This is a genomic window from Terriglobus sp. ADX1 (genome assembly GCF_036877645.1).
Classification (GTDB): domain Bacteria; phylum Acidobacteriota; class Terriglobia; order Terriglobales; family Acidobacteriaceae; genus Terriglobus.
The window spans coordinates 113,386-140,375 of record NZ_JAEDXV010000005.1; the positions used below are offsets into that span (position 1 = coordinate 113,386).

The window sequence follows — 26,990 nt, forward strand, 5'->3', positions numbered from 1 at the left end:
CCCGAAGGCGCGTGCCCCACATCTCGCTCCTGAGATGTGGGGCAGCTTCGCAACGCGAAGCTCATACGGTCGAACGACCGTCATCCTGAACGAAGCGAAACGCAGCTGAAGGACCTGCATTCATTTCCGCCACCAGGATGCGACGGGAAGCAGACGACATTGCGAAGCACTACAATCCCCATGTCCGCATAGCACGCACAGACCGCGTCGTGAACGCAGCCGTGACATTCGCCATGCACCTGGGAGCAAGCACAATCATGCGTCACCTCATCGCCGCCAGCCTCGTCCTTCTGCCCTTCGCCGCCCACGCACAAAACACATCCGACTGGCCCAGCTATAACCGCACACTCAACGGCCAGCGCTTCGCCCCGCAGACAGAAATCACCGTGGCAAACGCAGCGAACCTGAAAGAGCTCTGCCGTTACGATCTCAAACTGCAAAGCAGCTTCCAGACCGGCCCCGTCGTCGTCGCCGGCACCATGTACCTCACCAGCGCGCACGACACCGTCGCCATCGACGCCAACACCTGCGCCGAAAAGTGGCGCGCGCATGAGGACTACACGATGGCCATCCCCAACGACACCAACCGTGGCGTAGCCTTCGCCGACGGCCGTGTCTTCCGCGGCACACAGGATGCGCGCCTGCTCGCGTACGACGCCGCATCTGGCAAGAAGCTATGGGACATCTCCCTCGGCGACCCCAAGCATCTCGAAACCACCTCCGCTGCGGTCCTCGCATGGAAGGGCATGGTCTTCACCGGCAACGCAGGCAGCAGCAAAGCACCCACCAAGGGCCGCATGTACGGCATTGAAGCTGCTACCGGCAAGATCGTATGGGAGCAGTACATGGTGCCGCGCTCCGCAGACGACAAATCCCGCGGCCCCGCAGCCCCTGCACCCAAAGTGAAAGGCACCGCTGACGAAGGCGGCACGCCCTGGACCGCCTTCACGCTCGACGAATCCACCGGCACGCTCTACGTGCCCGGCGGCAACCCCAGCAGCACAGAAGACGCCAGCTTCTCCGTCGCGCTCGACGCAAAGACCGGCGCCGTCAAACAGACCTACCTTCCCGTGAAGCACGACTTCCATGATTGGGAAGTCTCCGCCGCTCCGCTGCTCTACACCATCAATGGCAAAGCCATGCTCGCCTCCGCCACGAAGGACGGCCGCATCTACGCAGGCGACATCAAGACCGGCAAATCCGCATGGACAGCCAACGCCACAACCGTAAGCAACGAAACCGCACCACTCACCGCCACCGGTCCGCACGTCTGCCCCGGCACACTCGGCGGCAATGAATGGAGCAACCCCGCTTACTCACCTGTGACCAGGCTCATCTACAACGGAGCCGTTGACTGGTGCGCCACCCTCACCAGCACCAACACCTCAAAACCGAAGATCACCTTCGATGCCCCCTCACAAGCCACTGGCTGGGTCAAAGCATTCAACCCAGCCACGGGTAAAGGAGCATGGAGCTTCCACACACCCGCGCCCGTCGTTGGTGGCGTAACGCCCACCGCAGGCAACGTCCTCTTCGCAGGCGACCTCGCCGGCAACCTCTACGCCTTCAATGCAAAGACCGGCGACATCGCATGGAAGACAGCCACAGGAGGAGCCATCGGCGGCGGCGTCATCAGCTACGCCATCGCAGGCAAACAACGCATCGCCGTAACCTCGGGCATGAAGTCCAACACCTGGCCCATGGCCTCCGGCTCAGCCTCCATCGTCATCTACGGCTTGAATTAGAAACCATCACGAGAAGTAACGGGTGCCCCACGTCTCGATTCTGAGATGTGGGGCATCGCGCAAAGCGCGATCCAACGGCCATAGGCCGTCATTCTGAGCAGAGCGAAGAATCCCAACGCATTCAACCGCCGACACATCCGAACCCTTCCTGCCAAAGAAACCAAAACCAGCTTCGCCTCGCGAAGCTCAAACGGCCAAAGGCCGTCATCCTGAGCGAAGCCGAAGGACCTGCATTCCTCTCAAGCCACTACAACGTTTCTGGAAGCCAACATTCTGCGGGCAAGGCTTCAGCCGCTGAGGGAATTCAACACCCGCTGCTATCCTCAACCCAGCGGCACATGATGCAAACACGCACGATCCCCCGGCTTTTCCTTTGTTCCCTGTTGCTCCTTTCCGGTTGCGGCCAGCAAGAGACAAAGACCCCCGACACCCCGCAGCAAATCACTGCGCCGGAACTGCTGCCGCTTTCGCTTCCGCTCGCCATCGTAGGAACCACCTTCAACACAAGCCTGCTCGCACGTTACGGCACATCGCCATACACTTACGCCGTCACCAGCGGAACCCTGCCCACGGGCCTCACTCTTAGTTCCGGCGGCGCACTCACTGGCACCCCAACCACCACAGGCGTCTACGCATTTCAGGTCACACTCACGGACTCTGAGACTCCCGCCAAAACGGCAACGCAATCTTTCTCCGTCACCTCCTCCACACGGCTGCAGGTGGCATCTTCGGTGCCCATCCAGATTGCACGCGGAGCATCCTTCACCTCGCGCCTGTTGAGTGGAGGAACACCGCCATACACATCGGCAATTCTCAGCGGCACACTCCCCAGCGGAGTCGTACTGAACGCAGACGGCACAGTATCCGGAACAGCAACCGTGGCCGCTCCCTTCACAGCAACCATTCGCTGGACAGATGCCGTCGGTCAAACCGGAACCGGCACAGTAAGCATTCTCGTCACATCACCACCACTCGTCGCAACACCAGTGGCGCCGCTCTCCCTTCCTATCAACCAGAACATTCTGCAGCCGCTGAACGTGCAGGGCGGCACAACGCCCTATACGTTCTCCATCACCAGCGGCACCCTGCCCAACGGCGTTACTCTCACATCCACCGGCACACTGCAGGGTCAGGTCACGCAACCAGGCACATACAACGTCGTAATATCCGTCACCGACGCCACCATCCCGCAAAAGACCATCACCATTCCCGTCTCATTCCTGGTGTCGACAACCAGCGTGCACGTGAACTCTGACATCAACCTGCACACAGTTTCCGCAGAAGCCTACGGCATCCACACCTCTGTCTACGACCACTCCATCGGCGACATCAGCGGCGCAGCTCCCCTGCTCTCAACCGCAGGCACAAAGGTCCTGCGCTTCCCCGGCGGCTCTTACTCTGACCGCTATCACTGGGCGCAACATACCCTCACGCCAAACTTCTCGCCATCCGACACCGGAGCCTGCGCCAACATCTGGAATGGCTACCTTGCAGCCAACTCTGACTTCGGAAACTTCGGGCGACTCCTTCAGGCCAGCGGCACCACCGGCATCATCACCGTGAATTACGGCACCAGCGTGGCCGACTCCCTTGGAACAATCTCCACCAGCTGGAGCGGCGACAAGGACTGCTCTGCGCCCAACACCGGAGGCCAGCCGCAGGAAGCCGCCGCATGGGTCGCATACGCAAACGGAGCACCCGGCAACACACAAGTCATCGGCACCGACGCCACCGGATACGACTGGAAGACCGTCGGCTACTGGGCATCGCTGCGCGCCAGCCAGCCACTCGCACAGGATGACGGCCTCAACTTCCTGCGACTCGGCATGACCACGCCCATCGGCGTCCGTTACTGGGAGATTGGCAACGAGATCTACTACAACGGCTACAACAGCATCCTGACTGAAACTGATCTGCACGCGCCGTTCATCTACTCGAACGGCTATGCAAACGATCCTGACAGTCGACAGGGCATCAGCACGCTATCACCCACCGCATACGGCACCGGTGCCGCAGCGTATGCCAACGCCATGCGCGCCGTCGATCCCACCATTCAGGTCGGCATCGTCGTCGGTTCGGACATTGACCCCATCCCATCCACATGGACATCCGACGTCCTGACCGCAGCCTGCAGCAAAGCCACATTCGACTTCACCATCCTGCACTACTACCCCGGTACGTATAACGCCGTCACCACCGACGAACTACTCAGCAATCCCCAAAAAGATTTCCCCGGCATCGTGCAAGGGATTCAATCGCAGACCAACAGTCTCTGCACCACCTCACGCACTCCCATGCCCATCTTCATGACGGAGACCAACCCCAACGGCACACTCGCCTCCGCCACACCTGATGTCGCCACAGCACTCTTCGCCGCGCACGACTTGCTCACCGCATTCGAATCCGGCATCGACAACGCCGAATGGCTCGAACTGCACGGCGGTGCAGGCACCTTCCTGAGCGAATCAGAAGTACCCGGCCCAGCCTTCTACGGCTTCCAACTCGCCACCATCCTCGCCAGCGCAGGCGACCAACTCGTGCAAACCACCAGCGCCAGCAGCAACCTGCTCGTACACGCAGCAAAGCAAAAGAACGGCAAGCTAGCCGTCATGCTCATCAACCGCAGCGCCACAGACACGGCCTACGTCAACGTGCAGGGCAAGGGTCCGCTCACCAACATCGTCCGCTACGAATACGGCTCTCTCACAACCCCAACCAGCGCAAAGCTCGTTGGTAAATCGCTCGATAACAACGCAGCAAGCGCCATCAGCGTCGCGCCTCTCACTGCGGTCGTCATCGTCGCGGACGAGTCATCTTCCGCCAACTAAAACAAACACGTTGACCTGTAATGACAGCTCGTTGGCGTCTGTAATGCGCCCTGTGTATCCTGTGCGCGTGTCCAAACCAACTGAAAATCTGCCCTCTCTGAAAACTGAGACCGCTGCACCTTCGCGCGTCGATCGCCGTGACTTCCTTAAAACCAGCGCTCTCGTCGCAGGTGCATTCGCCGTTGGCGCGCCTGCCATTGTGCGTGGACAACATCTCAACAGCAAGCTGAACATCGCCTGCATCGGCATCGGCGGCAAAGGCCGCAGCGACACCGATGCCTGCTCCGCGCAAAACATCGTCGCTCTCTGCGACGTCGACGCCGGCACCGACGCCTATGCGATTCAGACCAAGAAGTATCCTGACGCAAAGTTCTACAAGGACTACCGCCAGATGCTCGATCAGATGGGCGACCGCATCGACGCCGTGACCGTCTCCACACCGGACCACATGCACGCCATCATCGCGTCCGCGGCCATGAAGCGTAATAAGGCAATCTTCTGCCAGAAGCCGCTCACGCAGACCATCTACGAAGCACGCTACCTCCGCAACATGGCGCATGACCACAAGCTCGTCACACAGATGGGTAATCAGGGCAGCGCCGCACCGGGCCTGCGCCGCGGTGTGGAAGTCATTCAGGACGGCCTCATAGGCCAGGTGCATCAGGTACACGTCTGGACCAACCGCCCCGTCTGGCCACAGGCAATGGACCGCCCCGTCGGAGAAGATCCCATCCCATCTACGCTCGATTGGGACGTTTGGCTCGGTCCCGCGCCCGTGCGCCCCTATGTCGGTCATCGCAATCCCAAGGACAAGAACGGCGTCTACACCCAGTTCAACTGGCGTGGCTGGCAGGACTTCGGCACCGGCGCACTCGGCGACATGGCCTGCCACACCGTCAACATGCCGTTCCGCGCCCTCGGTTTCGATGCCCCAACGGAAATCGAAGCCATCCCCTTCGGCACCATGAACAAGGAGTCCTACCCCGTAGGCACTAAGATCCGCTTCGAATTTCCCAAGCGCACCGCAAAGGTTCCGCTGGAACACCCCAGCTTCTTCCATCACACCCGCAAGATTGAATACGACGCCACCACACTCTTCTGGTACGACGGCGGTCAGCCCGACGAAAGCCTCCGCGGCGGGCACGATCTCACCAACAAGCCACCCGCAGAACTCACCGCAGACATCGTCGCTCTGCAGGGCAAACTCCCCGACAGCGGCTGCCTGCTCGTAGGCGACGGCGGCATGATCTTCTCGCCCGACGACTACGGCACGAACTTCTTCATCAAGCTCAAGGGCGAGAAGGAATTTGTTAACTACCTTAAGCATCCCGCGATGGCGAAGTACGCAGAGCGAATCCCACGCAACTCGCACGTCATGACGGATGCAAAAGGCTCCGCCAATCTCGTCCAGGCACACGCCGCCGAATGGCTCGCCGCAATCAAGGCCAACAAGCCCGAAGACTGCTACTCGCGCTTTGACATCGCAGGACGCCTCGTAGAAATCATGCTGCTCGGCTGCGTCTCCCTGCGCGCCGGCCAGAAGATCGAATGGGACGCCCACAAGATGGAAGCAAAGAACTGCCCACAAGCAGCACCCTACATCAAGCGCCAGAACCGCACCGGCTGGGCGCTCTCCTAGAGCAACTTCGCCACAAGCATGAAGAACGGTGGATGAGACAAGCAAACAAGCTTCCTATCCACCGTTTTTCATGCGCTCGTTCAACTCTTCTTCGGCGGATTGCCGCTGCCATCGTCACCAGGGCCACCATCGCCCGGCGTTCCGCCATAGATCGAACGACCATCCGGCAACGTAACGCGACGACCATCAATCAGGTGCGAACCATCCTTCGCACGATAACCATCCACAACAAGCGTGTCGCCGATTTTGATATCGCCCTTCTTCAAGCCACGACGTGACAACGCACCCGGCCCCGCGCCTTCACATCCCCACGTCGTTACTTTGCCTTTGTCATCCACTACGTCGACATAAAAGTAAGAGTGAGGGTTAGTCCATTCCACACGCGATAGTTTGCCCACCAGTCGAACCGGCTTTGAACCATCGAACTCCGCGGCAAAGGAATGGTGTGCGAAAGCAGGCACTGCAGCAAGCAGCACAAGCGCAGACGTAGCTGCAAACACTTTTGCCTTCATGGCAAAGGTCTCCTTAGTTGTATGTGAAAAACAAATGCGCAGACGCACGAAAGGCTCGCTGATGCGAGCCTGACAGGTGACTACGAGTAAGAGCGAAACTCTATCGACACAAGTGGGCGCAACACCAGCTCAGGGTGAGGGTGCTACAACAACGCGCCTGCAAAATTGCGTGCATGGGCTTGAATGTAAGCGGAACTTATCTTGCTGTCAACGGAATTGCTTGACGCCCCGCGCAATGTAACTTATGTTTTGGTTCATGCATCTACTCCCGATCGCGAATTGTTGCCGCCGGCCACATCTGCTGATCCGCGGAGTGATCGTGCGCGTTCTCTAACCTGAGCTTCTGCGTCCATCCCTTTTCTAACAATCCTTTGCGGGTCCGCTTGTTATGCGGAACGCGGCTGTGTGCTTTCTGTGTAACTGCGGAGTCGCACATACCCTTCGTCGCAAGGAGATTCCTGTGTATAGCCACGCCAAACGAGCGCTGCCTGCGTTCAGTCTGCTTTTCGCTCTACTTTCTGTAGGTGTGCCTGCCAACGCACAATCAGGAACCGGGCGTCCATCTCCCAACGCTGTCAATGAAGCAGACTTACCAAAGGGTCCCGCACCGCGACTTACAGATGGCCATCCAGACCTTTCCGGCTATTGGGTACCTAACAGAAAAGACAAACCAGGCGGCAACATCGGCAAGGATTATCCCGGCTATAAGTTGCCCTTCACACCCGCAGGCGAAGCCGCACTCAAATACAACGTAGAACACACAGTTGATCCCGAAGCACTCTGCATCGTCGGCGGCATTCCACGGCACGACGCAAGCGGACTTGCATTCCAACTACTACAGGGCCGCTCACAGGTTGCCTTTCTCTACTGGTACACCACCTATCGCCTCATTCCGTTCGATGTGAAAAAGCACGATCCCGATCCGGATCCGTCATTCTTCGGTGATGAAATTGGATGGTGGGAAGGCGATACCTTCGTCATCGATTCCACTTCGTTCAAAGAAGAGCGCACGTGGATTGATGAAAATGCTAATCCACACAGCGATCAACAGCACACCATCGAACGCTGGACGCGTCCCGACGTCTCGCATCTTCATCTTGAGCTCATCGTCGAAGACCCCAAGTTCTATAAAGAACCGCTGCACTACCAACGCACATGGTTCGCGGGTAAGCCCGGCCAGATTATTCGTGAATACTCCTGCGCAGAAGACAACGTTGATGCCCCGCACATCGGCCCTGGACCTGGACCAATCGGTCCTGACGGACAGCGAGGCTACGGCAAACTAGCACCTCTGCCACCACCTCCGGACAAGGATCATCCCGCAAAGACTTCTATTCCTGAATAGGTAACTTTCCTAACGAACGTCTCCGTGAGCCACTGCAACTCACGGAGACGAGCCACCTTTTTTTGAATAAGGATGTAGCTTGCCGCACTTCATTCAACACGTATGCCAGTTGCTTTACGACTCGCAATTCGGCACATACATCCGTGAATCGGATTACGCCTTCTCCATCATTGAGTCGATCCATGTACTTGCCATCACACTGCTCGTGGGCACAATCGCTCTGCTTGATCTGCGCATGCTCGGCGTTGTCCTGCGTGGCGTCTCCGTCACACGCATCGCACACACGGTATTTCCGCTCACATGGTCAGGCTTTGCCGTCATGTTTGTTTCCGGATTCCTGCTGTTCTGGGCTGAGGCGGCAAAGAACTACGGCAATCCAGCCTTTCGTATCAAGCTGGTTCTGCTTCTGCTGGTGGGATTAAATCCCCTCATCTTTCACACCACCATCTACCGCCGCGTCCATGAGTGGGAGCAGCTTGAGCTGTCTCCCTGGCGCGCCCGAGCTGCAGCCATCGCCTCGCTTTCCCTGTGGAGCGGCATCATCGTCGCGGGCCGCATGATTGCTTACTTCTAAAGGAGAGCCAATGCTTCCGTTGTTCGTTGCCCTATCGCACTCATGGCTCGGCCAGTACATGCAGCAATCACGCTGGGGTTTTGCCGTAGTTGAAGCGATTCACCTTCTTGGACTCGCGGTATTGGGTGGTGTTGTCCTCGTCGTCGATCTTCGCTTGCTCGGTCTGATTCTCAAAACAGAATCGGCACGCAACATCGCCCGCGGATTAAGCCGCACCTTGTTAGCAAGTCTTACGGTAATGCTTCTAACCGGTATAGCTCTCACCTCAGAAGAAGCGCTCAAGTGCTATCACAGCCCCGCATTCCGCTGGAAGATGTTGCTCCTCGCTGCGGCATTGCTGTTCTACTTCACCTTTCACCGCGCAGCACTGCTGCGCACAGATAAGTACCAGACAAACCTATGGTCGCGGCTCGCGGGCGCTGTATCGCTCACATTGTGGCTGGGTGTTGGTGTAGCAGGCCGCGCCATCGGTCTGCTCTAGACGAACTATTTGAAGAAAAGAGGCTGCATGAAATATCAATGGTCCAGGCTGTACACCCTGTCGATAAGTAGCCTCGTATGCATTGCCTCTGCCGCGATCGCAATCGGTGCACAAAACTCAAAGAGTACCGCCAAGCCACTTCCATCCAGCATTCAGCAAACGATGGATCTCCTGATCGATCCTGCAGCAGATTCTCTTTGGGAATCAGTTGGCACAGAAGAAACCGCCCATGGAACGCGTGAGAAGCAGCCGCGCACAGCAGCGGAATGGCAGAAGGTTGCACAACACGCACAGGCTCTCGTGCTTGGAGCAAAGCGCCTGCAAACGCCAGGCTTTCCCGTAGGTGCAAACGCACACAGCAAATTAGCAGACGCAGACACCCCAGGCACACGCACGGCTGCGCAAATCAGAGTCGACATCGATGCAGACCCAGCGCGATTTCGCGCAGCAGCGATTCGTTTGGAAGAGGCTGCAAATCACGCGCTAACAGCCAGCAGGACACACAATGCTGCGGGAGTCCTTACTGCAGGTGCAGAACTGGATGCTGCCTGCGAAGCATGCCACGCCGCCTATTGGTATCCGCGAACACCACCGCAACACCTACCCTCCCCGGCCGAGTTCGCCGCGCAATCGACACGACACTGAATGCAAGCACTGCAAGACCGACAAACGACTCACGCTTACGCTTACGCTTCCCTGCGATGAATGCACGCCAAAACGGAATATAGGGAGGGCCACCATCGCATAAAGATGGCTTGTGCGAACATACGCGTAAGCAACCGTCGCGCGTCAGCAGTTGGGAGAAAACAGCATGCAGCAGGAAGCAACGAGCGGTCTGGTAATACGTCGCAGCAGTCATTCTGTCGATGAAGTCGTGGAATCGTTGCAGGCGATGTTAGCGGCAAAAGGCATCCACCTGTTCGCCTTAGTCGACCATAGCGGAGAAGCCGCAAAGGTCGGCCTCAGCATGAGACCCACAAAGCTATTCATCTTTGGTGATCCCAAAGCCGGAACCCCACTCATGCTCGCATCCATCACCAGTGCGATCGACCTGCCGCTTAAGATTCTCGTTTGGGAAGACGAACAAGGGGCAACACAACTGGCCTACAACGACCCGGCATATCTCGGCGCTCGCCACCACATACCGGAAACATTGTTAGTGAACATCGCAAGCATTGAGAAACTCGTTGAAAAACTGATATAGAAAACGATTGCCATGAAGCTCATGGCTGGCCGCTCCCACAAACGGCAAGCAGCGGTGTCAAGCCCCCAAAGCACCTAAGTAAAACAAATCAAAACAAATAGAGTTGGCATGTTATTTCCCGACGCTCTCTAATAATAGAAACAAGGGAAAAACTAAGAGCTAAGGTCCAATAGCTAAAACCTTTAGAAAGACGATTTTGCCTCTAACCCCAATGGGCAGACGATTTTAGCGGCACTAGCGCCGTAACCCCAATAGAAAGACGATTTTAGGAAAACAGGGGGGAGGGGGTACCCCCCACACCTAAGGGCGGACAACACGCCGAAGGCGTCGAGGACAGCACGAAGTGCCCTACGCTCCGGCTATCGTCATCCCCTCAACTCGGAAGCACGGAGAAGCCGAAGCACCGCGAAAAATCAGGTCATTCCCAACCGCAACAATGTTGCGATACATGTCCTTCAGATTGCCTGCAATCGTGATCTCTTCCACAGCGCCGGTGAACTCACCATTCTCAATCCACAAACCAGCAGCGCCCTGCGAATAGTCGCCCGTCACCAGGTTCACACCGCTGCCCAGAACCTCGGTGACATAAAGCCCGTTCTGCACCTCGGCAATGATCTCCCGCGGTGTCTGCGTTCCAGCCTCCATGTAGAAGTTCCCCGCACCAATACCAGGCGCTCCGGCCAACCCGCGCGAAGCATTCCCGGTGCTCTTCACACCCAGCTTGCGTGCGGTGTACGAGTTTGTCACATACGTCTGAAGCACGCCCTTGTCGACGATCACCTTGCGCTGCATCGGCAAACCATCACCATCAAACGGCAACGTGCCGAAACCACCAAGCATCGGCTCCAGCATCATTGTGCCGTCATCCACAACCGTCACCAGCGGACTGGCAATCTGATCGCCCAGCTTGTCCTCGAACATCGACGCATGACGATAGATCGCATCGCCGTTCACCGCGTCGAAGATGTCCCCGATAATGCCGCGTGCAATCTCCCGTGAGAACACCACCGAAGCCTTCTGCGTCTTCACCCGCCGCGAACCAAGCCTGCGCACCGCACGCTTCGCCGCCTCTTTGCCAACATCCTCCGGCGATTCCAGCTTCGTCAACGTACGCGCACCGCTGCTCCATCCATCGCGCTGCATCCCGGAAGCATCCTGCGCAATCGCCGTCACGCCAATGCTGCAGTAGCTCTTGCGATACTCACCCGCAAACCCACACGAGTTCGCCATCGCCTTATACGAAGTCGCCGCAGAGAACGTACCGCCATCACTGTTCTGGATACGCACATCAGCCGCCATCGCCGCAGCCTCGGTCGCACGCGCCATCTCAATCCGGTCCGAAGCAGACAGCTTGTACACATCCTCGAAGTAGATATGTAAACCTTCCGCATTGCGTACCGACGAATACTCCCTCGCATCCGGCAACCCGGCAAATGGGTCTTCCTCGGTAATGCGCACCAACTCCACCGCACCACTCACCAGCCGCTTGAGGCTCTCCTCACTCAGGTCATTGGTAGAGGTACTGGCAGTACGCAACCCATGGAACACCCGCAAACCAACCGCCCGCGACGTCGACTCCGTAAGCGTCTCCACCTGCCCCAGCCGCACCTTGGTGGAGAACTCATCCCCCTCAAACACCACAGCCTCAGCATCGGTGGCCCCCGCCCCCAACGCACGCTCCACAATCTCCTGCACCAGAGCCAGCTTCACCTGCTTCGTCGTCGCCATGCTTAGTTCCCTATTCCGTGGCCAGTCCGCCGACCGTCATTTTGTCCAGCTTCACCGTCGGCATACCAACACCAACAGGCACGCCCTGTCCGCGCTTGCCGCAGGTGCCAATGCCCTCATCCAACGCCAGGTCATGGCCCACCATGCTCACGTGCTTCAGCGCCGTCGCTCCATCACCAATCAGCATCGCGCCCTTCACCGGCGCAGTCACCTTGCCATCCTCGATGAGGTAGGCTTCGCTGGCGGCGAATACGAACTTGCCGTTGGTAATGTCCACCGAACCACCGGAGAAGTTCACCGCGTACAAGCCACGCTTGACGCTGCGCAGGATATCCGCGGGATCATCCTCACCCGCCAGCATGTAGGTGTTGGTCATGCGCGGCATCGGCACGCAAGCATAGCTCTCGCGGCGTCCGCTGCCCGTCGACGGCAGGCCCAGCACCTTCGCCGACAGCTTGTCGCTCATGTACTGCCGCAAGATGCCCTTCTCGATCAGGACGTTGTTGCGCGTCGGCGTACCTTCGTCGTCCACGTTCAACGACCCGCGGCGGTTGGCGATGGTGCCGTTGTCCACCACCGTCACCTTATCCGTAGCCACACGCTCGCCCATCAACCCAGCAAACGCTGACTGCTTCTTCCGGTTGAAGTCCGCCTCCAACCCATGTCCGACAGCTTCGTGGATCAGTACGCCCGGCCATCCCGGCCCGAGCACCACTTCCATCTCACCGGCAGGCGCAGCCACCGCATCCAGTTGTAGGATGGCCTGCCGTGAGGCTTGGTGCGCATAGTGTTCTGGTGTACGCTCCGTGGTGTAGAAGTCCAGCTTGACACGGCCCCCGCCTCCGCCAGACCCGCGTGTGGTGACCCCGTCCGCCCCCTTCGCAATCACAAAAACACTGAACCGACTCAACGGTTGCGTGTCCGAAGCCCACGTGCCGTCACTGGCAGCAATCAGAATGTGACGAACCTCATCGTTGAATCCTGCACGAACCTGCGTGATGCGCGAGTCATACGTACGCGCCGCCTTATCCGCACGCTGCACCAACGCCAGCTTCTCGCGTATCTCCGCATCCAGCCCAACAACCGGATATAGGTTATGCACCTGCGTCTCCACAAACGGCACAACCTGCTGCTTCGCTGGCCCACTGGCAATCAACGCAGCCGTCTTCGCCGCATGGGTCAGCCGGTCTTCCTCCAGCGAATCCGTATAGCTATAACCTGTTCGCTCACCACTAAGTACGCGAACACCGCAACCCGTACTGTGGCCTTGGCTAGCCGACTTCACGATCCCCTCATCAATCCCAATAGAGGACGAAGTGACCGACTCAAAGTACAGCTCCGCGAAGTCCCCCCCGGCACTCAACGCAGCAGCAAGGCAGCGTGTCACAAGCGCATGGTCGACGCCGAAGCGTTCCTGGAAGTAGTTAGGAGAAGTCGATGTGGACGGCGGGGCAGCCAGGCTACTCATTCTGTCCTGATTCTACCCCTCTTTGTGCTAGGTTCAGGAGGATGACAACCGACACCCAAACGCAGCCGTCCAGCGATCCACGGTACCCGGTGGGCCGCTTCCACAAGCCGCAGACCATCGACGCAGTTGCTATCGAGACTGGCCTGAAGACGCTGGAAGAATTACCCAGGAAGCTTCGGAATGCAGTCGCGGATCTGAACGACGCGCAACTTGCCACCCCGTATCGTGAAGGTGGATGGACGGTGCGGCAAACGGTCCATCATGTCGCCGATTCCCACATGAATGCCTACATCCGTATGAAGCTCGCACTGACGGAAGATGCTCCCGTAATCAGGACGTACGAAGAGGCGCTCTGGGCTGAGTTGTCCGATGGCAAGAACGCGCCTTTGGAATGGTCACTGCAACTCCTCGAAGCACTGCATTCGCGCTGGGTGATGATGCTCCGTTCCTTAGATGACAAGCAATGGCAGCGCACGTTTGTACATCCCGAACATGGTCCGGTCAGTCTCCAGACGGGGCTGCTTATGTACGACTGGCATAGCCGTCATCACCTCGCACACATCACTTCCTTGCGGCAAGCCAAGGGCTGGTAAGCATTGGCATCATTGCGCACAGTGGAAGACCAATCGCCGGAAGTGGTTGCGCGTGCGCTGGAAGACTTTCTTGCAGACTACCCAACCGCCCTTGTCCTGGAAGAAGGACGCATGATCTTCGACATGCGTTCCGCACGCTACTCCATCCAGCAGGATCGCGGACGCTGCACTCTGCACCTGTGGAGTGAAGAGCACAACATGGTGCGGCGCATCACCGGCTCTGCATTGCGCAAGGATACGCTACGACTTGCCAGCATGCGCTTTGGACAAAGCAAGCCGCAGATGCTGGAGTTTGTATCGCGTCCTGATCGTCGTACACCAACAGAACGCGACACAACGCGAAGAGAATATGTTGCGCGTCTCGAACGTGTGCTTCAGCGTCAGTTCCCTGATTGGAAGTGCGATGCATTTCGTTCCGCAATGGACCTGGAGAAATCATTCGGTCCTGCATACGCGCGGGGCATGCTGATGCGCGGACAGGATGCGTGGGCTGTCGTCGGCGTGAATGCAGAGGAATCGCAAAGCACCATCGACGGCATTCTGACTGTTGGGATTTTGTGGCTGCAACACTGCCGTGATCATGCGGGCGGCAAGCGGCTGTTTCGCGGTTTGCGTGTTGTTCTTCCAAAGGGTACATCGCTCACGACACTCTCGCGTATGGGATGGCTGCGCCCCGATGCTGCGCAGTGGGAGTTGTACGAACTGGATGAGGGCACAGAAGCGCTGGAAGAGTGCGACCTGGCCGATACCGGTAACCTGGCAACGCGGTTGATTCATGCCACAGATCAACGACGCATGATAGAGCGCTTTGCCACTGCCATCGAGCAAGCACTTTCTCTCGTGCCAGAGACGATGCGCGATCGTGTGGAACTACGTCCACGTTCTTCCACAGAGATGGCACTCCTGCTGCACGGCCTGGAATTTGCGCGGATTCGTCATGGTGCATCCGCAAATTCATTTGACCGCACAACGGAGATAACGTTTGGGAACAGTGCACAGGAAACACCATTGGAGCCAGATACGGAGCCGATGCTGCGAGACTTTGTACAGCGGCTCTTCGAACGTCGTTATGCTGCAGGCTCGCAGAAGGATCCCCTGTTTCGTATGGCGCCGGAAGCATGGCTTGAGTCATCTCTGCGCGCCAATATCGGTTCATTGACCGATGGGCAAAGTAGCCTGTCGCAGTTTGATCCGGAACATGTCTACGCACAGGTCCCTGCTTTTCAAGCGGGTGATCGCGGCATGCTGGACCTGCTCACAGTCACACGCGATGGCCGTCTTGCAGTTCTGGAACTGAAAGCAAATGAAGATATGCACTTTGCATTACAGGGGCTGGATTACTGGCTTCGCGTTCGTTGGCACCACACGCAAACCATCGACGCTTCTTCAGGACTGGGCGCATTGCAACAACACGGATACTTCCCTACGCTGCGTCTGAGCGCATTACCACCACGGCTGTATTTGGTTGCGCCATCATTGCGTATCCATCCGGTAACAGAAACAGTTCTCCGCTACCTCAAACCAGAGGTGGAATGGGCCCTGCTTGGCCTGAATGAAAAATGGCGCGAAGGCGTGAAAGTAATCACGCGCCTCCGCGCCTCTTCTTTCGGACGCTAAGTTAGCGGCTGTTCACCGGACGCCACAGATCAATCTCCGGCGTATCCACAGCGTACTGATTAATCTGCTTCAGCTCTTCTTCACTGAAGGTGAGATTTCTCAGTGAGTTCAGCGAATCATCCAACTGGGCAACGTTGCGAGCGCCAATGAGCGACGAAGTAACGCGAGGATCACGCAGCGTCCATGCAATGGCCATCTGCGCCAGCGACTGTCCGCGCTTTTCTGCAATTGCACTCAGTGCTCGTACGCGCCCCAGAGTTTCCGGCTTCAGCAGATCTTTGCTGAAGCTGCTGTCGCCACCACTTGCGCGTGTGTTTTGTGTCGCATCACCCTTCAGATACTTGTTGGTCAGGAGGCCCTGCGCCAACGGGGAAAACGCAATGCATCCCACGCCAAGCTCGCCCAATGTGTCCAACAGTCCCTGCTCCAGAAAGCGATTCAGCATGGAATACGACGGCTGATGAATCAGAAGGCGAATGCCTTCCTTCGCCAGCAGTTCATACGCGATCTTCGTACGCTCAGGCGAGTACGAAGAGATGCCCACATAGAGCGCCTTGCCCTGACGGACAATCTGCGCAAGAGCACTTACCGTCTCTTCAATCGGAGTATCGAAATCGGGGCGATGGGTGTAGAAGATATCGACATACTCCAGCCCCATACGCTTCAGTGATTGATCTAGCGAAGCGACAAGATACTTCTTCGATCCACCAATGCCATATGGCCCGGGCCACATATCCCAGCCAGCTTTGGACGAAATGATGAGTTCATCGCGATGCGCCGCGAAGTCTGTGCGCAGCACCTTGCCGAAGTTTTCTTCCGCAGAACCATAGGGCGGGCCATAGTTATTCGCCAGATCGAAGTGCGTAACACCGCGATCAAACGCGCGTCGCAACATGGCTCGGCCTGTCTCAAAGACATCATCGCCACCAAAGTTCTGCCACAGGCCCAACGTAATCAGAGGCAACTTAATGCCGCTCTTGCCGCAGCGACGAAACTGCGCATTACTGTATCGATCAGGATTGGCGACGTACGACTGCGGAAATGCCATGCACTTACTCTCCACGGATAAAAGCTATCTGCATCGCAAAGTATACGCGGCTGACATCACACTCTTCCCGTGCCACGGAGGGTATAGGCAAGTGCTTCCAGTGTTCGTTCAGGAGGCACATCGGTCGGTACAGCCACCTCCATCTTCATGCACAGTGTATCCAGAAGGCGCGACCCAAGCTGAGCGCGTGCCTCCATTGGCAACGAGATCGCACGAGCAAGGAAACTGTCGATCAGGTGCAGGTCGTTATGTGTGAGACGGGCGACACGGTCCGCAGGAATTTCAGACAACATTGGAGGCGGAGTTGCAGGAGCTTCAAAGAGGTTGGAAGTGAAACTCCGACTTACAGGTGCAGACAAATATCCACCGAACTCATCTGTGCGTTCATGCACAACGATAGTGCCAGCTACGAGATCCCCCAGCCGCTTATTCTGCTTTGTCACAAGAATGGAAATCACACCTGTGAGATAGGCTCCCGGCAAGTTATCAATCACACGCAGCAGATTGCGTGCCAATGCCTCAAACAGCGTAATCTGCCGCCCGCTGTCTTTGATTACGCGGATCTTCAGCACACGTTTACCCGGCGTCTGCCCGTTGCGGAATGCTTCGAACAATGCGTAATAACCCCAGATAAGGGTGAAATATCCAAGGATAAGGAGCGCTACGAACCACTTCGCCGCAGTGTTGGACATGTTGTCCAGCTTGCTCGTACCAATCGCGCTGAAAACAATCGCTGCAACAAAAATCAGCAACAGTGTGACCGCTGTCTGGATCGCAATATCCAGTGCAGTCGCAAGAAACCGGCTTCCCAGGCCAGCCAGCGGAAAGTACAGCGCGACCTGTTCTGGCGTGTCGATTGCGTGATCGTCAAAAGTGGCGGGCGGTTGGGAAAACGTGCTCACAGAGGCAGACTCTCCAGTTAGCATTCACTATATGGTCTCCAACGGCTGGATTGCGGCGCGACGTGAAGATTGGGATCGACTGCATGCGCTGACCACAAGTGTGGAGGCAAAGGGATTGAAGTCGCTTACGGCAGACGATCTGCGCGATTTCGGCCTGCTCTATCGTCGTGCGACGGCTGATCTTTCCGCAGTACGCAGCGACCGAACCGCACAATCTCTGGCTGAATATCTGAATCGCCTTGTTAGCCGCGCTCATAATCACGTCTATAGCGGGCAGCGCACCAGCATGCTCAGCGTCTGGCGTTTTCTCAGCGCGGATTTCCCCATATTGGTGCGGCGTCTATGGCCTTACATTGCCGCTTCAGTAACCCTGTGTCTTCTGGGTGCGCTGCTCGGTTCGTTAGAGACGATCGCTCGCCCGCATTTCATGCGCGCTGTTCTAGGGCCGGAGATGGTGGCAACCATTGAACGCCATGAAATGTGGACAGAGAGTGTGCTGAGTGCCAAACCGCAGGAATCCAGCGCCATCATGACGAACAATATCGCCGTTACGTTTTATGTTTTTGCGGGTGGCATCCTTGCGGGCATTCCAACGGTATTGATGTTGTTCTGGAATGGCATGAGTGTCGGCATCATCTCTACGGCCTGCGCGCAACATGGCATGGCGCTCGATCTCTGGAGTTTTGTCGCAGCACATGGTGCGTTGGAACTACCGAGCATCTTCATTGCCGGTGGTGCAGGCCTGCGGATTGCCACAGGCTTGCTTTTCCCCGGCACCCTGACACGAAGGACTTCACTTGCGCGTGCGGGCAACGAAGCCGTACGCCTGCTTGCAGGTACCATCCCCATGCTGTTCATCGCGGGAATCCTGGAAGCCTTTCTCGATCCCACACATGTACCGAAAGCAGTGAAATTTTCAGTGTGCGCACTGTTGCTGACAGGGCTTTTCTTTTGGTTGAGCGAAGGCGGACGCAAGCGTCTGCCTGATATCAAAGCTGTCCCTGCGACTTAACTTCCAGGTACTTCGAGATACTGTCGCTGGCAACGTTTGCAGCACTGGTTTCTACCACCAGGACGCCTTGGGAACGCAATTGAGCCAGTAGAGTTCTTCTACGGTCAAGCATCTCCTGCGCCGCTGTAATGGCATACATTTCATGTGTGTTCTTCGGGCAAGACGACGCCAACGCTTCCAGTTCCGGTTGTTGAAGCAAAACAAGAACGACCAAATGACGGCGCACTAATGCGCTTACGGCGGTCACGATCTCCGGCCTACCTGCGCTTTCCGTCATTTCAGTAATCCACAATACAAGTCCGCGCCTCCGCTGCAACTGCCGCAAACGCACAGAGGCCATCAGATGATCTGCTTCCGCCGTCTCTGATCGCACCTGTGACAGCGCGTCGATCATGCGCCGCAAATGCAGCGTTCCCGATGATGGCAGTAGCTGCTGTTGCACACCACGGCCATACGTCAATAACGCACTGCGATCACCCGACTGCTGAATAACACGCGCGAGCTGTCCAGCTGCTGACGCTGCTTGATCCAACTGCGTAACGATTTGTGTTGCATCCTCTTCACCGTTCGCCGTGGATGTCTTTTCCAACACGAATGTTGTGCGCGATAGCCTTCCGGCATCCAACACAATCCAAACCTGCTGTGAACGCTCTGTGGTGAATTGTTGCGTGATCAGGCGATTGTGTCGTGCCGTTGCTTTCCAAGAAATATTGCGTAGTTCATCGCCAGTACGATACTCGCGCAACTGCTCAAATTCACGTCCGAGGCCAATACGCCGCAGTCTGCGCTTCTCCAGTTCAATCTGTCGCGCACGTAATAGGAATAATTCTGAAGATTCATTCGCCTGCTCTCCTGCCGCATAAACACGAATGGTTTGACGAAGGTCTGCGACTGCCCATCGCTCGGCAAATCCAATCGCGCCGCGATAACGGAAGTACAACTTACCCAGAGCCAGGTCGCCGCGCTGCGATGGCGTTGCCATGTATCTCACTGTCGATGGTTCGCTCGGATAGCTAAACATCGCCCCGATAGGTTGCGAGAACAACATGGATACATGCAGGTCATCTGTAAAGTGCAGCGTATGAATCCCGCTGGCAGACTTTATTGCCTGCAATTCGACATCAGCCGGAGTTCCTAACTCCGGCGCATGAAGAAACCTTCGTGTTAACTGAAATCGCTCAGGCGCTGGCAGCAAGAGCGCATCCACAACAAATGTTCCAAGCAACAATGCGTCAACCCCGAACATCAGCCATGGAGTGCGGCTAGCAAGGAACGCCGGGATACTAAGCAGTACGGATGCGGCCAGCAAAAGCAGCAGACGCGGTGTGGCACCAAAACCCAACAGTCTGCCAAGATGCTTCCCTTTAGGATGCGCAGCAGTAGTAACCGGTGATGGAATGAGCGTCTGCATGATTCTTTAACGAGGCAATGGAGTTGCTGCCAGTAAATCCGCGACCACACGATCCGTATTAAATCCTTCCAGTTCCGCCTCGGGTCTCAGGATGAGCCTGTGGCGCAAAACAGGTGCAGCAGCAGACTTCACATCATCGGGCAAAAGATAGTTGCGGCCGTCACGCGCGGCATAGGCTTTGGCAACCAACAGCAGGCTTGTCGCTGCACGAGGTGATGCACCGAGTGTTAACGCTGGCCATTCTCGTGTGCGCCGTACAACAGCGAGCAAATAGTCAAACAATGCTGGCTCAACCTGCACCGCACGCACTTCTGCACGTGCGGCTTCCATCAATTGCGGCATTACAGGCGTTAATTCGACATCTTCTAAACGGTGACCTACCGGTACTTCATGATGACGTTCAAGCACAACTCGCTCTTCCGCCAACTCTGGATAAGCAACACGAATTTTCAGCAGAAAGCGATCGAGCTGTGCTTCGGGTAGCGGATACGTACCCTCAAACTCAAGAGGATTCTGCGTTGCAAAGACAGTAAAGTATGGCGACAGAGCATACGTCTGGCCATCCAGCGTTACCTGTCGCTCCTCCATGGATTCCAGGAGTGCAGCCTGCGTTCTAGGAGGCATGCGGTTAATTTCGTCAGCCAGCAAAAACTCAGTGAACACTGGGCCACGATGCATGACAAACTCGCCGGTCTTCGGAGAAAACACGTTGGTTCCCAGGATGTCCGCAGGCATGATGTCCGGTGTTCCCTGCACGCGACGAAAATCAAGACCGAGGAAGCGAGCCAGAGTTTTCACCGCAAGCGTCTTCGCGACACCTGGAACGCCTTCAATCAGCGCATGTCCACCACAAAGTAATGTCAGCAAAGATTGCTCAATCAACTCCTGTTGCCCGGCAAGCACGCGGCCAAGCTCTTCGCGACCGCTTTGAAATAGTTCAAGGGAATGGCTCGTGGTGTTCACTTCATCTCCTGTACAAGCGGTTGAGATTGCGATGACTTCATCATGATTTGTAACCGTTCGATCTCTGCGTCCACTGCTCGCACCAATGTCAGCGCATCACGCGGACGCAGAGTTTCATAACGTGCAGCCTGTAGGCGATCTAGCAGCGCAGCAAGCGATTCTTGCGATTCACCGAACCGTTGCGCAATAAAGTCCGCTGCTCTCTGACTGGAATCTGCCATGTCAGCAGGCAGACCGCACACAGATGTCAAGAACCTTATAAGTCTGCGGTGAGCCCCATCTGTGGCAGGCTTGGACACTCCTGCACGTTCGTATAAGGCCCCCATACTCTCTACAAACTCAAGTGGCGATGCACGTGGCACCACAAGCGGTTCACGTATCGGTCCGCTACGCCGTGTGTACGTGAACATCAGAAACAAGAGAACAAGCGATGTCTGTACGATGAGGGAGCGCAGAGGCAGACCATGCAAGTAATCTGACGGCGAGGCCTGCTCACCACGATAGAACTCGTCGAAGATCACTGCACGACGACCATCGCCCGATGCTGGCCCAATTGCAAGCAGCAACAGATGCAACGACTGGTCCTGCTTCAATCCGCGATTGCTGAATGGCTCCGCTGAAGCGAGATAAATCATCGCACCGCCGTGCGGATATTTACGATGCACCAACACGGCATCCGCGCCACATCGCGCATCCACACGTACCAATGGCTCCAACGCATTCCAGGGCGCTATGTCATACAGCGCAAAACTGCCCGCCTGCGCCAGTTCACTATTTCCTTCTGGCAGTGCATTGCATAGGTTGCCTACAAACTGAGTAGGCTTTCCCGTACGACCACCAGGAAGAAATAATGCACCGCTCGATCCTGTTGCAATAACACGGCCACCACGACGAAGGAAGCGCTCCACCGCATCGTAATCACGCTTCTGTGCGTCCTCTGCAGGAGTATTTGGCGCAGCCAGCACATATGTGGTGTGAGCAGCGTCCGCTTCATCCAGCTTGGGTGCAGACGCATCGGATCGGCTTACGTTGTAACCAAGTTGCTGCAGCAGTAGATACGCGCCCTTCCAACCGGCAGCACCAGGATTGTAGGTGGTGGGCTTCTTGTCATCATCACTCGTTGCAGGAGCAAAGATGGCAGTAAGCGTCACCAGGAGCATCATGACACCGAGTACCCACAATACGGTACGGCGATCTGCGTTCGGCGACCTCATCGTGTCGCTCCTACGGCAACGCACTGGACACGATGATAATTCTGCTGCGCCGCTTCGTAATCTTCTTGCGTAGCATGAGCAAAGCCATACCAGATGCGCTCGAATGCAACTGTTTGCGCCGTCAGCGGTTCACGCAACAGCGAAGAAACCAACAGCAGTTGAAGTACCTCTCGCGGCGTACGTGTCTCACTGCGACGTAGCGTACGACGTTCTTCTAACAAAACGATGGTTGCCCAATAGAGACAATGAATCGCATCGCGCCATTCTCCATTTGCAGCGTGTATCTGCGCCAGCTCTGCCCATGCACGTGATGCTTCGATAGCTTCGCGCTTTGCCACATCTCCCGTCAGCTTTCCAAGAGCTATGCGTTGCCGGTCGAGTGCGCGATAGATCCAAAGAACAAGCAATGTAATCGCCGCAAGCAAAGATCCCCATTCCAGAAACTTTCCAAACCAAGGAGCGATCCGGCCAAGTGAAGCCGCGCCGCCAAAGATGCGTGCCAGCTTCTCTGACAACCATGCACTGACGCGTTCTCGCCAGGAATATTCGTGTACGACTTGAAACTCTTTCGAAGCCAGCACGTGGTCGCGCTGCACACGATCTTTCTGTTGCAGCGGTAAAGCAGACTTCGGGTGATTTAACTCCTCTTCCTGATCACTTAACCGTTGCTCTGCTTGTGCGAGTAGTTCCGTATGAGAACGGTGCACTGTAGGATCTCGATCATCCAGCAATGCCCGCAACCATCCATAACGCACAGTAAAGGATTGCCCTTGCAGTGGATGAACACGATCGTCATTGCCCACGCTCTCGGGGTTACACGCAGTCACGACACGGCCACAATCGGCGACCAAACTGCGTAACTCATCCAGGTGATGTCGATATTCATCAACAGAAACGTCCTGCAACGAAGGGAGACCTTGCGGCGGCATCAACGCGGGGACCTGCGCTTGCGCACGCAGGCACGGCGCAACGAATGCCACTACCAAAAGCCATCGATGCACGTCTTGCAAAAAGATCATCGCTAGCGATCAGGCTCCGGCTTCAGCACGTTCTGCAATGGAACGCTGCAACAAAAGTTCAATGTCATACCCTTCGCGGCGCACACGCTCGTCCGTATAGAACAAAGCCATTGCAATGGAAGCCACCGGAGAGACCAAGGCTGTCGCGATGAAAGCAATCAACAAGTCTGCTGCCAGAAGCAGAACGCGTTGTGCACCGTGCATGGTCTGCGCAAGGAAAACGAAAGGCACTTGCAGACCGCCTGCAACCATGTGCAGAACGTACACAAGCAAAAGCGCTAGAAAGATGCGGCCCTTACGCCCTGCTACCAACGCGCGCGAACGCCGAAGCGACGCATTAACACCAAGATTCTCCATCACGCCAGCTGCTTGGGCCAATGCCACACGGAGATAGTTCAATACGCCCAGAACAAAACCCGCCATTAACAGCAACCATCCCAGCAAGACGAGTCCTACAAAAGCCGCCGGGTGCGCCTTGACTCCGCCCGGCAATAGCAGCGCAATCAGCATCAACACAACACCGCCCAACACGGGCCACAAGAAGCTCCAAATCTGGCGTAATGCAATACCGGTCCAACGAAGCCAGTAACCCCGAATCGCGCGATAGGCATCTGCTGCAGTTGAAAGCGTGCCTTGCGATAGCTGCTGAACGGCGCGCACCGTGGCCGCTTGGGCCACGCCATAAACCACAAGGATGAGCAGTACTGCAGGCAGAAATGCCACCTGCATCAGAGCCATGGATCCCATCGCCTGTGCGGCTGCATTGGGATTCCCCGCCGTCGGTTGCGGGAGCTGCGCGAAGTCCCTCAGGAATATCAGCCGCAGAGCAGTGCTCAACACCACAACCGTTGCAGGCAAGGTACCGATGCCCACGAACAACCAGAAGTGCCTGCGGTAGAGCGCAAGCGTGCGGTCAAGGATCTCGCCCGTGGAAAGTGGCCGCAACATGGGCGGTTGCGCAGGTGAAGGCGCGACGGGCTCCTGCACGAGAGGCGCCCCATAACTCGACGGCGAAAATCCCTGGTAGCCAGGCTGCGTTTCCATCGCGACTCTCCTTCTTGCCTAGCGTGAAGCAGTCGACAACCACTGTTGCAGGCCGGGTTGTTGTTGACCACGAAAACGCACGCAACTATTGATGCTGTTTAACGCGTCACGCAAAGCACGGTCTGAGGAGTCCACTTTATGCGACGCGAAGAACTGCTGCACATCATCATGCTCTTCCTGCGAACAGAACGCACCCGTTGCGGAAACCAGACGATTGCCGCTACTGGTGGTCAACTGTGCGTGAATCGCATCCCAATGTTCCTTGATATAGTTCCACGTTTGCTGACGCGTTTTGCGTGTCTGCAGCAGAATGGTGAGCAATATCCAACTGTCCTGGTTGCGAACTTTGCCTGCAGCGATATCATCCAGCGTACGTTTCACCAGCGCAGGGTCTTCAAACGTCGCCAGCAAATACAGCGCCTGTGTTTGCTGGTTGGGATCAGTGCTGGTCTGAGCCACCCGCTGCATACGGTCATACAAAGCGGCGTCGCCGTGCTGTGCGGCGATTGCAAGTGCAGTATGCGCAAGCTCTGGATCTACCCTGCTATCGCCACTGAGGTCAGCGTTGGCAATGGTGTTTGCCTGTGCCAGCACAGCTGGATCTTGAGCGCCACCGAGCAGGCTGAACAACGTAACCCGACGTTGCTCCGCTTCAACGGACTCAGATGCGGATGCTTCTCCCAGCGAGCGATAGACCGGGCCGAACTCATTCCGCACCCACGCCTCGATCTGCCCTGTCTGCTGGTCGGTAGCGACACGGCTGCGCAACGACCCCAGGCCACTCACGGCTTGCTGCAGCACCTGTGCACTTGGGTCCGCACGCAGGGCTTCCACCAGTTGCATGTACTCGCCAACGGAGCCCTGACCGGAACGAAGTAGTGCGTAATGATCACCAACAAGCAGGATGCGTTCGGGTGCAGAATACGACGGTGCATGTTGCAGCACAGACTGCAGCGTGGCCGCGTCGTAGTTGCTGCGATAGTAGCCTCTGGCACTTACGTTCCGCAGGTCTTCCGGCGCACTTGCGGTGACACTCGCATCGCCACGAATCACCTGACACGTTCCCTTCGCAGGGCAGATGGGAACAGACCACGATTGGATAGGAGTTGTCGCTGGAGGGCTGAGGAAGAAGCGGCTCTCCTTCACTGCATAGTTGCCTTTGCCATTCGCCGTGAAGGTTAGTAGCGGCTCTCCCGGCTGTGCGACAAAGCTCTCCATCACTGCATCCACTGGCTTACTGCTGGCCTTGGTCTGCGCACCCCAGAAGTCTTCCGCAGTGGCGTTGCCGAACTTGTGCGCCTCCATGTAGTTATGTACACCGCGCTGGAAGGCACTCTCGCCGACATAGTGTTCCACCATGCCGATGACAGCTCCAGCCTTGCCGTACGCAATGCCGTCGAACTGCTCGTTGATCTCCTCCGGTGTGTCGGCTTTGCTGCGGATGGCACGTGTCTGTGCGGCTGCATCCAGGTTCAGCGTGCTGTTGAGGGTTTGGGCTTCGTCCTCTAGCACGCCCCATGTTGGCTGCCATTCGTGTACTGCCTTCGACTCCATCCATGTGGCGAAGCCCTCGTTCAGCCACAGGTTGTCCCACCACTTCATGGTGACCAGGTCGCCGAACCACTGATGGGCCATCTCGTGCGCGACGACGATCGCCACGTTCTTCCGGTCACTCAGAGAGGAGTTCTTCTCATCCACCAGCAGCGCGGTTTCGCGGTAGGTGATGCAACCCCAGTTCTCCATAGCGCCTGCCTCGAAGTCGGGGATGCCGATGAGATCCAGCTTGGGCATGGCGTATTTCACGCCGAAGTATTGGTCGTAGTAATGCAGGAAGTGTTCCGCCGCCTTCACCGCGAAGGGCGTCAGAGCAACCTTGTCCGGTGTGGAACAGACACGGATGGGAATGCCGTCGGATTCACCCTTGGAGCATGTCCAATCACCTACCTGAAAGGCGAGTAGATACGTGGACATCTTTGGTGTGGTGGCGAAGGTCTGCGTGTGCATGCCATTGTCTACGGGCTTGTCGCTGGTCATGTTGGTGTTGGCGATTACGGTATCGCCTTTGTCGATCGTCATGGCCAGATCGAACGTCGCCTTCATCGCAGGCTCGTCAAAGCTGGGGAATGCACGGCGCGCATCGGTTGCCTCAAACTGTGTCACTGCGTAGTTGCGCTTCGCTGTCTTGGAGAGATAGAAGCCGCGTAGCTTGTCGTTCAGGATGCCGGTGAACTGGATCGATAACGACACCTTTCCTGCAGGAAGCGGCGTGGTGAAGGTGAATGTGGCCTGCTCTTTGTCAGTGTCGTAACTTACGGTTCCGGTTTGTCCCAGCTCTGGTTTCTGCGCGTCTGCGATACGCTGACGAATCACCTTCACACTATTGATCTTCAGCTCGATGGCATTCAGTGTGATCGCGGTCTTCGGTGTGTCGAGTGTGAGATCAATCGTCTCTTCGCCTGTGAATGTTGCTGCCTTCAGGTTCGGCGTGAGATGCAACGAGTAATGCTCGGGATGAACGTCCGAGGGAAGGCGCTGCGCGGAAGCCGCGACTGCAACTGCAAAAACAAAAGGGAGAAAACGAAGACGCATGCGGACAGTGTATGCCTCGCCTCCCGGCATGGGTATACGGGAATCGTGGTGTTG

Annotated in this window: 22 protein-coding genes; 11 read left to right on the forward strand and 11 right to left on the reverse strand. The window is 56.9% G+C overall.

Features of this window, described 5'->3' with window-relative positions; all coding sequences use genetic code 11:
- Positions 1-257: 257 nt before the first annotated feature.
- The 3 genes from JAO32_RS05255 (at position 258) to JAO32_RS05265 (ending at position 6,212) form a co-directional block, all read left to right on the forward strand.
- Complete coding sequence (locus JAO32_RS05255; RefSeq protein WP_334238216.1) at positions 258-1,745, forward strand: outer membrane protein assembly factor BamB family protein; 1,488 nt, start codon at positions 258-260, stop codon at positions 1,743-1,745.
- Between the two features lie 338 nt (positions 1,746-2,083).
- A complete protein-coding gene (locus JAO32_RS05260) occupies positions 2,084-4,573 on the forward strand; it encodes a putative Ig domain-containing protein (RefSeq protein ID WP_334238218.1) in 2,490 nt (829 codons plus the stop codon).
- 67 nt (positions 4,574-4,640) lie between these two features.
- The gene (locus JAO32_RS05265) at positions 4,641-6,212 is read left to right on the forward strand and encodes a Gfo/Idh/MocA family oxidoreductase (protein WP_334238219.1); all 1,572 of its coding nucleotides are present in this window, start codon (positions 4,641-4,643) and stop codon (positions 6,210-6,212) included.
- 80 nt (positions 6,213-6,292) lie between these two features.
- Here JAO32_RS05265 and JAO32_RS05270 read toward each other — a convergent pair whose 3' ends face one another.
- Positions 6,293-6,724, reverse strand: coding sequence for a DUF6152 family protein (locus JAO32_RS05270; protein WP_334238221.1), 432 nt, complete (start codon positions 6,722-6,724; stop codon positions 6,293-6,295).
- 460 nt (positions 6,725-7,184) lie between these two features.
- Between JAO32_RS05270 and JAO32_RS05275 the strand changes: the two genes are divergently transcribed.
- From JAO32_RS05275 to JAO32_RS05295, 5 genes are all read left to right on the forward strand, one after another.
- The gene (locus tag JAO32_RS05275; RefSeq protein ID WP_334238223.1) at positions 7,185-8,069 is read left to right on the forward strand and encodes a hypothetical protein; all 885 of its coding nucleotides are present in this window, start codon (positions 7,185-7,187) and stop codon (positions 8,067-8,069) included.
- 79 nt (positions 8,070-8,148) lie between these two features.
- Positions 8,149-8,643, forward strand: a complete 495-nt coding sequence (locus JAO32_RS05280; RefSeq protein ID WP_334238225.1) for a DUF6644 family protein — start codon at positions 8,149-8,151, stop codon at positions 8,641-8,643.
- A gap of 10 nt (positions 8,644-8,653) precedes the next feature.
- Positions 8,654-9,124: a DUF6644 family protein gene (locus tag JAO32_RS05285; protein ID WP_334238227.1), complete on the forward strand. Its 471-nt coding sequence runs from the start codon at positions 8,654-8,656 to the stop codon at positions 9,122-9,124.
- Between the two features lie 162 nt (positions 9,125-9,286).
- Complete coding sequence (locus tag JAO32_RS05290; RefSeq protein ID WP_334238229.1) at positions 9,287-9,769, forward strand: cytochrome c; 483 nt, start codon at positions 9,287-9,289, stop codon at positions 9,767-9,769.
- Positions 9,770-9,935: 166 nt separating this feature from the next.
- Positions 9,936-10,328, forward strand: a complete 393-nt coding sequence (locus tag JAO32_RS05295) for a DUF302 domain-containing protein (RefSeq protein ID WP_334238231.1) — start codon at positions 9,936-9,938, stop codon at positions 10,326-10,328.
- 348 nt (positions 10,329-10,676) lie between these two features.
- Here JAO32_RS05295 and JAO32_RS05300 read toward each other — a convergent pair whose 3' ends face one another.
- Positions 10,677-12,056, reverse strand: a complete 1,380-nt coding sequence (locus JAO32_RS05300; RefSeq protein WP_334238232.1) for a TldD/PmbA family protein — start codon at positions 12,054-12,056, stop codon at positions 10,677-10,679.
- A gap of 10 nt (positions 12,057-12,066) precedes the next feature.
- Positions 12,067-13,524: a metalloprotease TldD gene (tldD, locus tag JAO32_RS05305; RefSeq protein WP_334238234.1), complete on the reverse strand. Its 1,458-nt coding sequence runs from the start codon at positions 13,522-13,524 to the stop codon at positions 12,067-12,069.
- Positions 13,525-13,565: 41 nt separating this feature from the next.
- On the opposite strand from tldD, the gene JAO32_RS05310 reads away from it, so the two are divergent.
- On the forward strand, positions 13,566-14,117 hold the full coding sequence (locus JAO32_RS05310) for a YfiT family bacillithiol transferase (protein WP_334238236.1): 552 nt from the start codon (positions 13,566-13,568) through the stop codon (positions 14,115-14,117).
- 3 nt (positions 14,118-14,120) lie between these two features.
- A complete protein-coding gene (locus tag JAO32_RS05315) occupies positions 14,121-15,734 on the forward strand; it encodes a hypothetical protein (protein WP_334238238.1) in 1,614 nt (537 codons plus the stop codon).
- 1 nt (position 15,735) lies between these two features.
- Here the strand turns inward: JAO32_RS05315 and mgrA are convergent, their stop codons facing one another.
- Both mgrA and JAO32_RS05325 read right to left on the reverse strand, forming a co-directional pair.
- Positions 15,736-16,782 (reverse strand): L-glyceraldehyde 3-phosphate reductase, encoded by a 1,047-nt coding sequence (gene mgrA, locus JAO32_RS05320; protein WP_334238240.1) that lies wholly within the window; start codon positions 16,780-16,782, stop codon positions 15,736-15,738.
- Positions 16,783-16,838: 56 nt separating this feature from the next.
- Positions 16,839-17,684, reverse strand: a complete 846-nt coding sequence (locus JAO32_RS05325) for an RDD family protein (protein ID WP_334238242.1) — start codon at positions 17,682-17,684, stop codon at positions 16,839-16,841.
- On the opposite strand from JAO32_RS05325, the gene JAO32_RS05330 reads away from it, so the two are divergent.
- Positions 17,677-18,696, forward strand: coding sequence for a stage II sporulation protein M (locus JAO32_RS05330; RefSeq protein WP_334238244.1), 1,020 nt, complete (start codon positions 17,677-17,679; stop codon positions 18,694-18,696). The two genes, JAO32_RS05325 and JAO32_RS05330, sit on opposite strands and share 8 nt — an antisense overlap.
- On the opposite strand, the gene JAO32_RS05335 is transcribed toward JAO32_RS05330, so the two are convergent.
- The 6 genes from JAO32_RS05335 to JAO32_RS05360 are packed head-to-tail and all read right to left on the reverse strand — an operon-like array spanning position 18,674 to position 26,936.
- Complete coding sequence (locus tag JAO32_RS05335; RefSeq protein WP_334238246.1) at positions 18,674-20,107, reverse strand: DUF58 domain-containing protein; 1,434 nt, start codon at positions 20,105-20,107, stop codon at positions 18,674-18,676. The two genes, JAO32_RS05330 and JAO32_RS05335, sit on opposite strands and share 23 nt — an antisense overlap.
- A 6-nt stretch (positions 20,108-20,113) precedes the next feature.
- A complete protein-coding gene (locus tag JAO32_RS05340) occupies positions 20,114-21,070 on the reverse strand; it encodes an AAA family ATPase (protein WP_334238248.1) in 957 nt (318 codons plus the stop codon).
- Positions 21,067-22,284, reverse strand: coding sequence for a DUF4350 domain-containing protein (locus JAO32_RS05345; RefSeq protein WP_334238250.1), 1,218 nt, complete (start codon positions 22,282-22,284; stop codon positions 21,067-21,069). The genes JAO32_RS05340 and JAO32_RS05345 overlap by 4 nt, the downstream gene beginning before the upstream one ends.
- Entirely contained in the window at positions 22,281-23,303 is a 1,023-nt protein-coding gene (locus JAO32_RS05350; protein WP_334238252.1) for a DUF4129 domain-containing protein, read from the reverse strand. The genes JAO32_RS05345 and JAO32_RS05350 overlap by 4 nt, the downstream gene beginning before the upstream one ends.
- Before the next feature lie 9 nt (positions 23,304-23,312).
- Entirely contained in the window at positions 23,313-24,347 is a 1,035-nt protein-coding gene (locus tag JAO32_RS05355) for a hypothetical protein (RefSeq protein WP_334238254.1), read from the reverse strand.
- An 18-nt stretch (positions 24,348-24,365) separates the two neighbouring features.
- Positions 24,366-26,936 (reverse strand): M1 family metallopeptidase, encoded by a 2,571-nt coding sequence (locus tag JAO32_RS05360; protein ID WP_334238257.1) that lies wholly within the window; start codon positions 26,934-26,936, stop codon positions 24,366-24,368.
- Positions 26,937-26,990 lie beyond the last annotated feature (54 nt).

What these genes read in the sequence shown, in the direction of transcription:
- JAO32_RS05360 (WP_334238257.1), bottom strand. Translation starts at nt 26,936, where the DNA reads ATGCGTCTTCGTTTTCTCCCTTTTGTTTTTGCAGTTGCAGTCGCGGCT.
- JAO32_RS05290 (WP_334238229.1), top strand. Translation starts at nt 9,287, where the DNA reads ATGGATCTCCTGATCGATCCTGCAGCAGATTCTCTTTGGGAATCAGTT.
- JAO32_RS05350 (WP_334238252.1), bottom strand. Translation starts at nt 23,303, where the DNA reads ATGATCTTTTTGCAAGACGTGCATCGATGGCTTTTGGTAGTGGCATTC.
- JAO32_RS05355 (WP_334238254.1), bottom strand. Translation starts at nt 24,347, where the DNA reads ATGGAAACGCAGCCTGGCTACCAGGGATTTTCGCCGTCGAGTTATGGG.
- mgrA (WP_334238240.1), bottom strand. Translation starts at nt 16,782, where the DNA reads ATGGCATTTCCGCAGTCGTACGTCGCCAATCCTGATCGATACAGTAAT.
- JAO32_RS05300 (WP_334238232.1), bottom strand. Translation starts at nt 12,056, where the DNA reads ATGGCGACGACGAAGCAGGTGAAGCTGGCTCTGGTGCAGGAGATTGTG.
- JAO32_RS05255 (WP_334238216.1), top strand. Translation starts at nt 258, where the DNA reads ATGCGTCACCTCATCGCCGCCAGCCTCGTCCTTCTGCCCTTCGCCGCC.
- JAO32_RS05295 (WP_334238231.1), top strand. Translation starts at nt 9,936, where the DNA reads ATGCAGCAGGAAGCAACGAGCGGTCTGGTAATACGTCGCAGCAGTCAT.
- JAO32_RS05260 (WP_334238218.1), top strand. Translation starts at nt 2,084, where the DNA reads ATGATGCAAACACGCACGATCCCCCGGCTTTTCCTTTGTTCCCTGTTG.
- JAO32_RS05335 (WP_334238246.1), bottom strand. Translation starts at nt 20,107, where the DNA reads ATGCAGACGCTCATTCCATCACCGGTTACTACTGCTGCGCATCCTAAA.
- JAO32_RS05345 (WP_334238250.1), bottom strand. Translation starts at nt 22,284, where the DNA reads ATGAGGTCGCCGAACGCAGATCGCCGTACCGTATTGTGGGTACTCGGT.
- JAO32_RS05285 (WP_334238227.1), top strand. Translation starts at nt 8,654, where the DNA reads ATGCTTCCGTTGTTCGTTGCCCTATCGCACTCATGGCTCGGCCAGTAC.
- JAO32_RS05310 (WP_334238236.1), top strand. Translation starts at nt 13,566, where the DNA reads ATGACAACCGACACCCAAACGCAGCCGTCCAGCGATCCACGGTACCCG.
- JAO32_RS05270 (WP_334238221.1), bottom strand. Translation starts at nt 6,724, where the DNA reads ATGAAGGCAAAAGTGTTTGCAGCTACGTCTGCGCTTGTGCTGCTTGCT.
- tldD (WP_334238234.1), bottom strand. Translation starts at nt 13,524, where the DNA reads ATGAGTAGCCTGGCTGCCCCGCCGTCCACATCGACTTCTCCTAACTAC.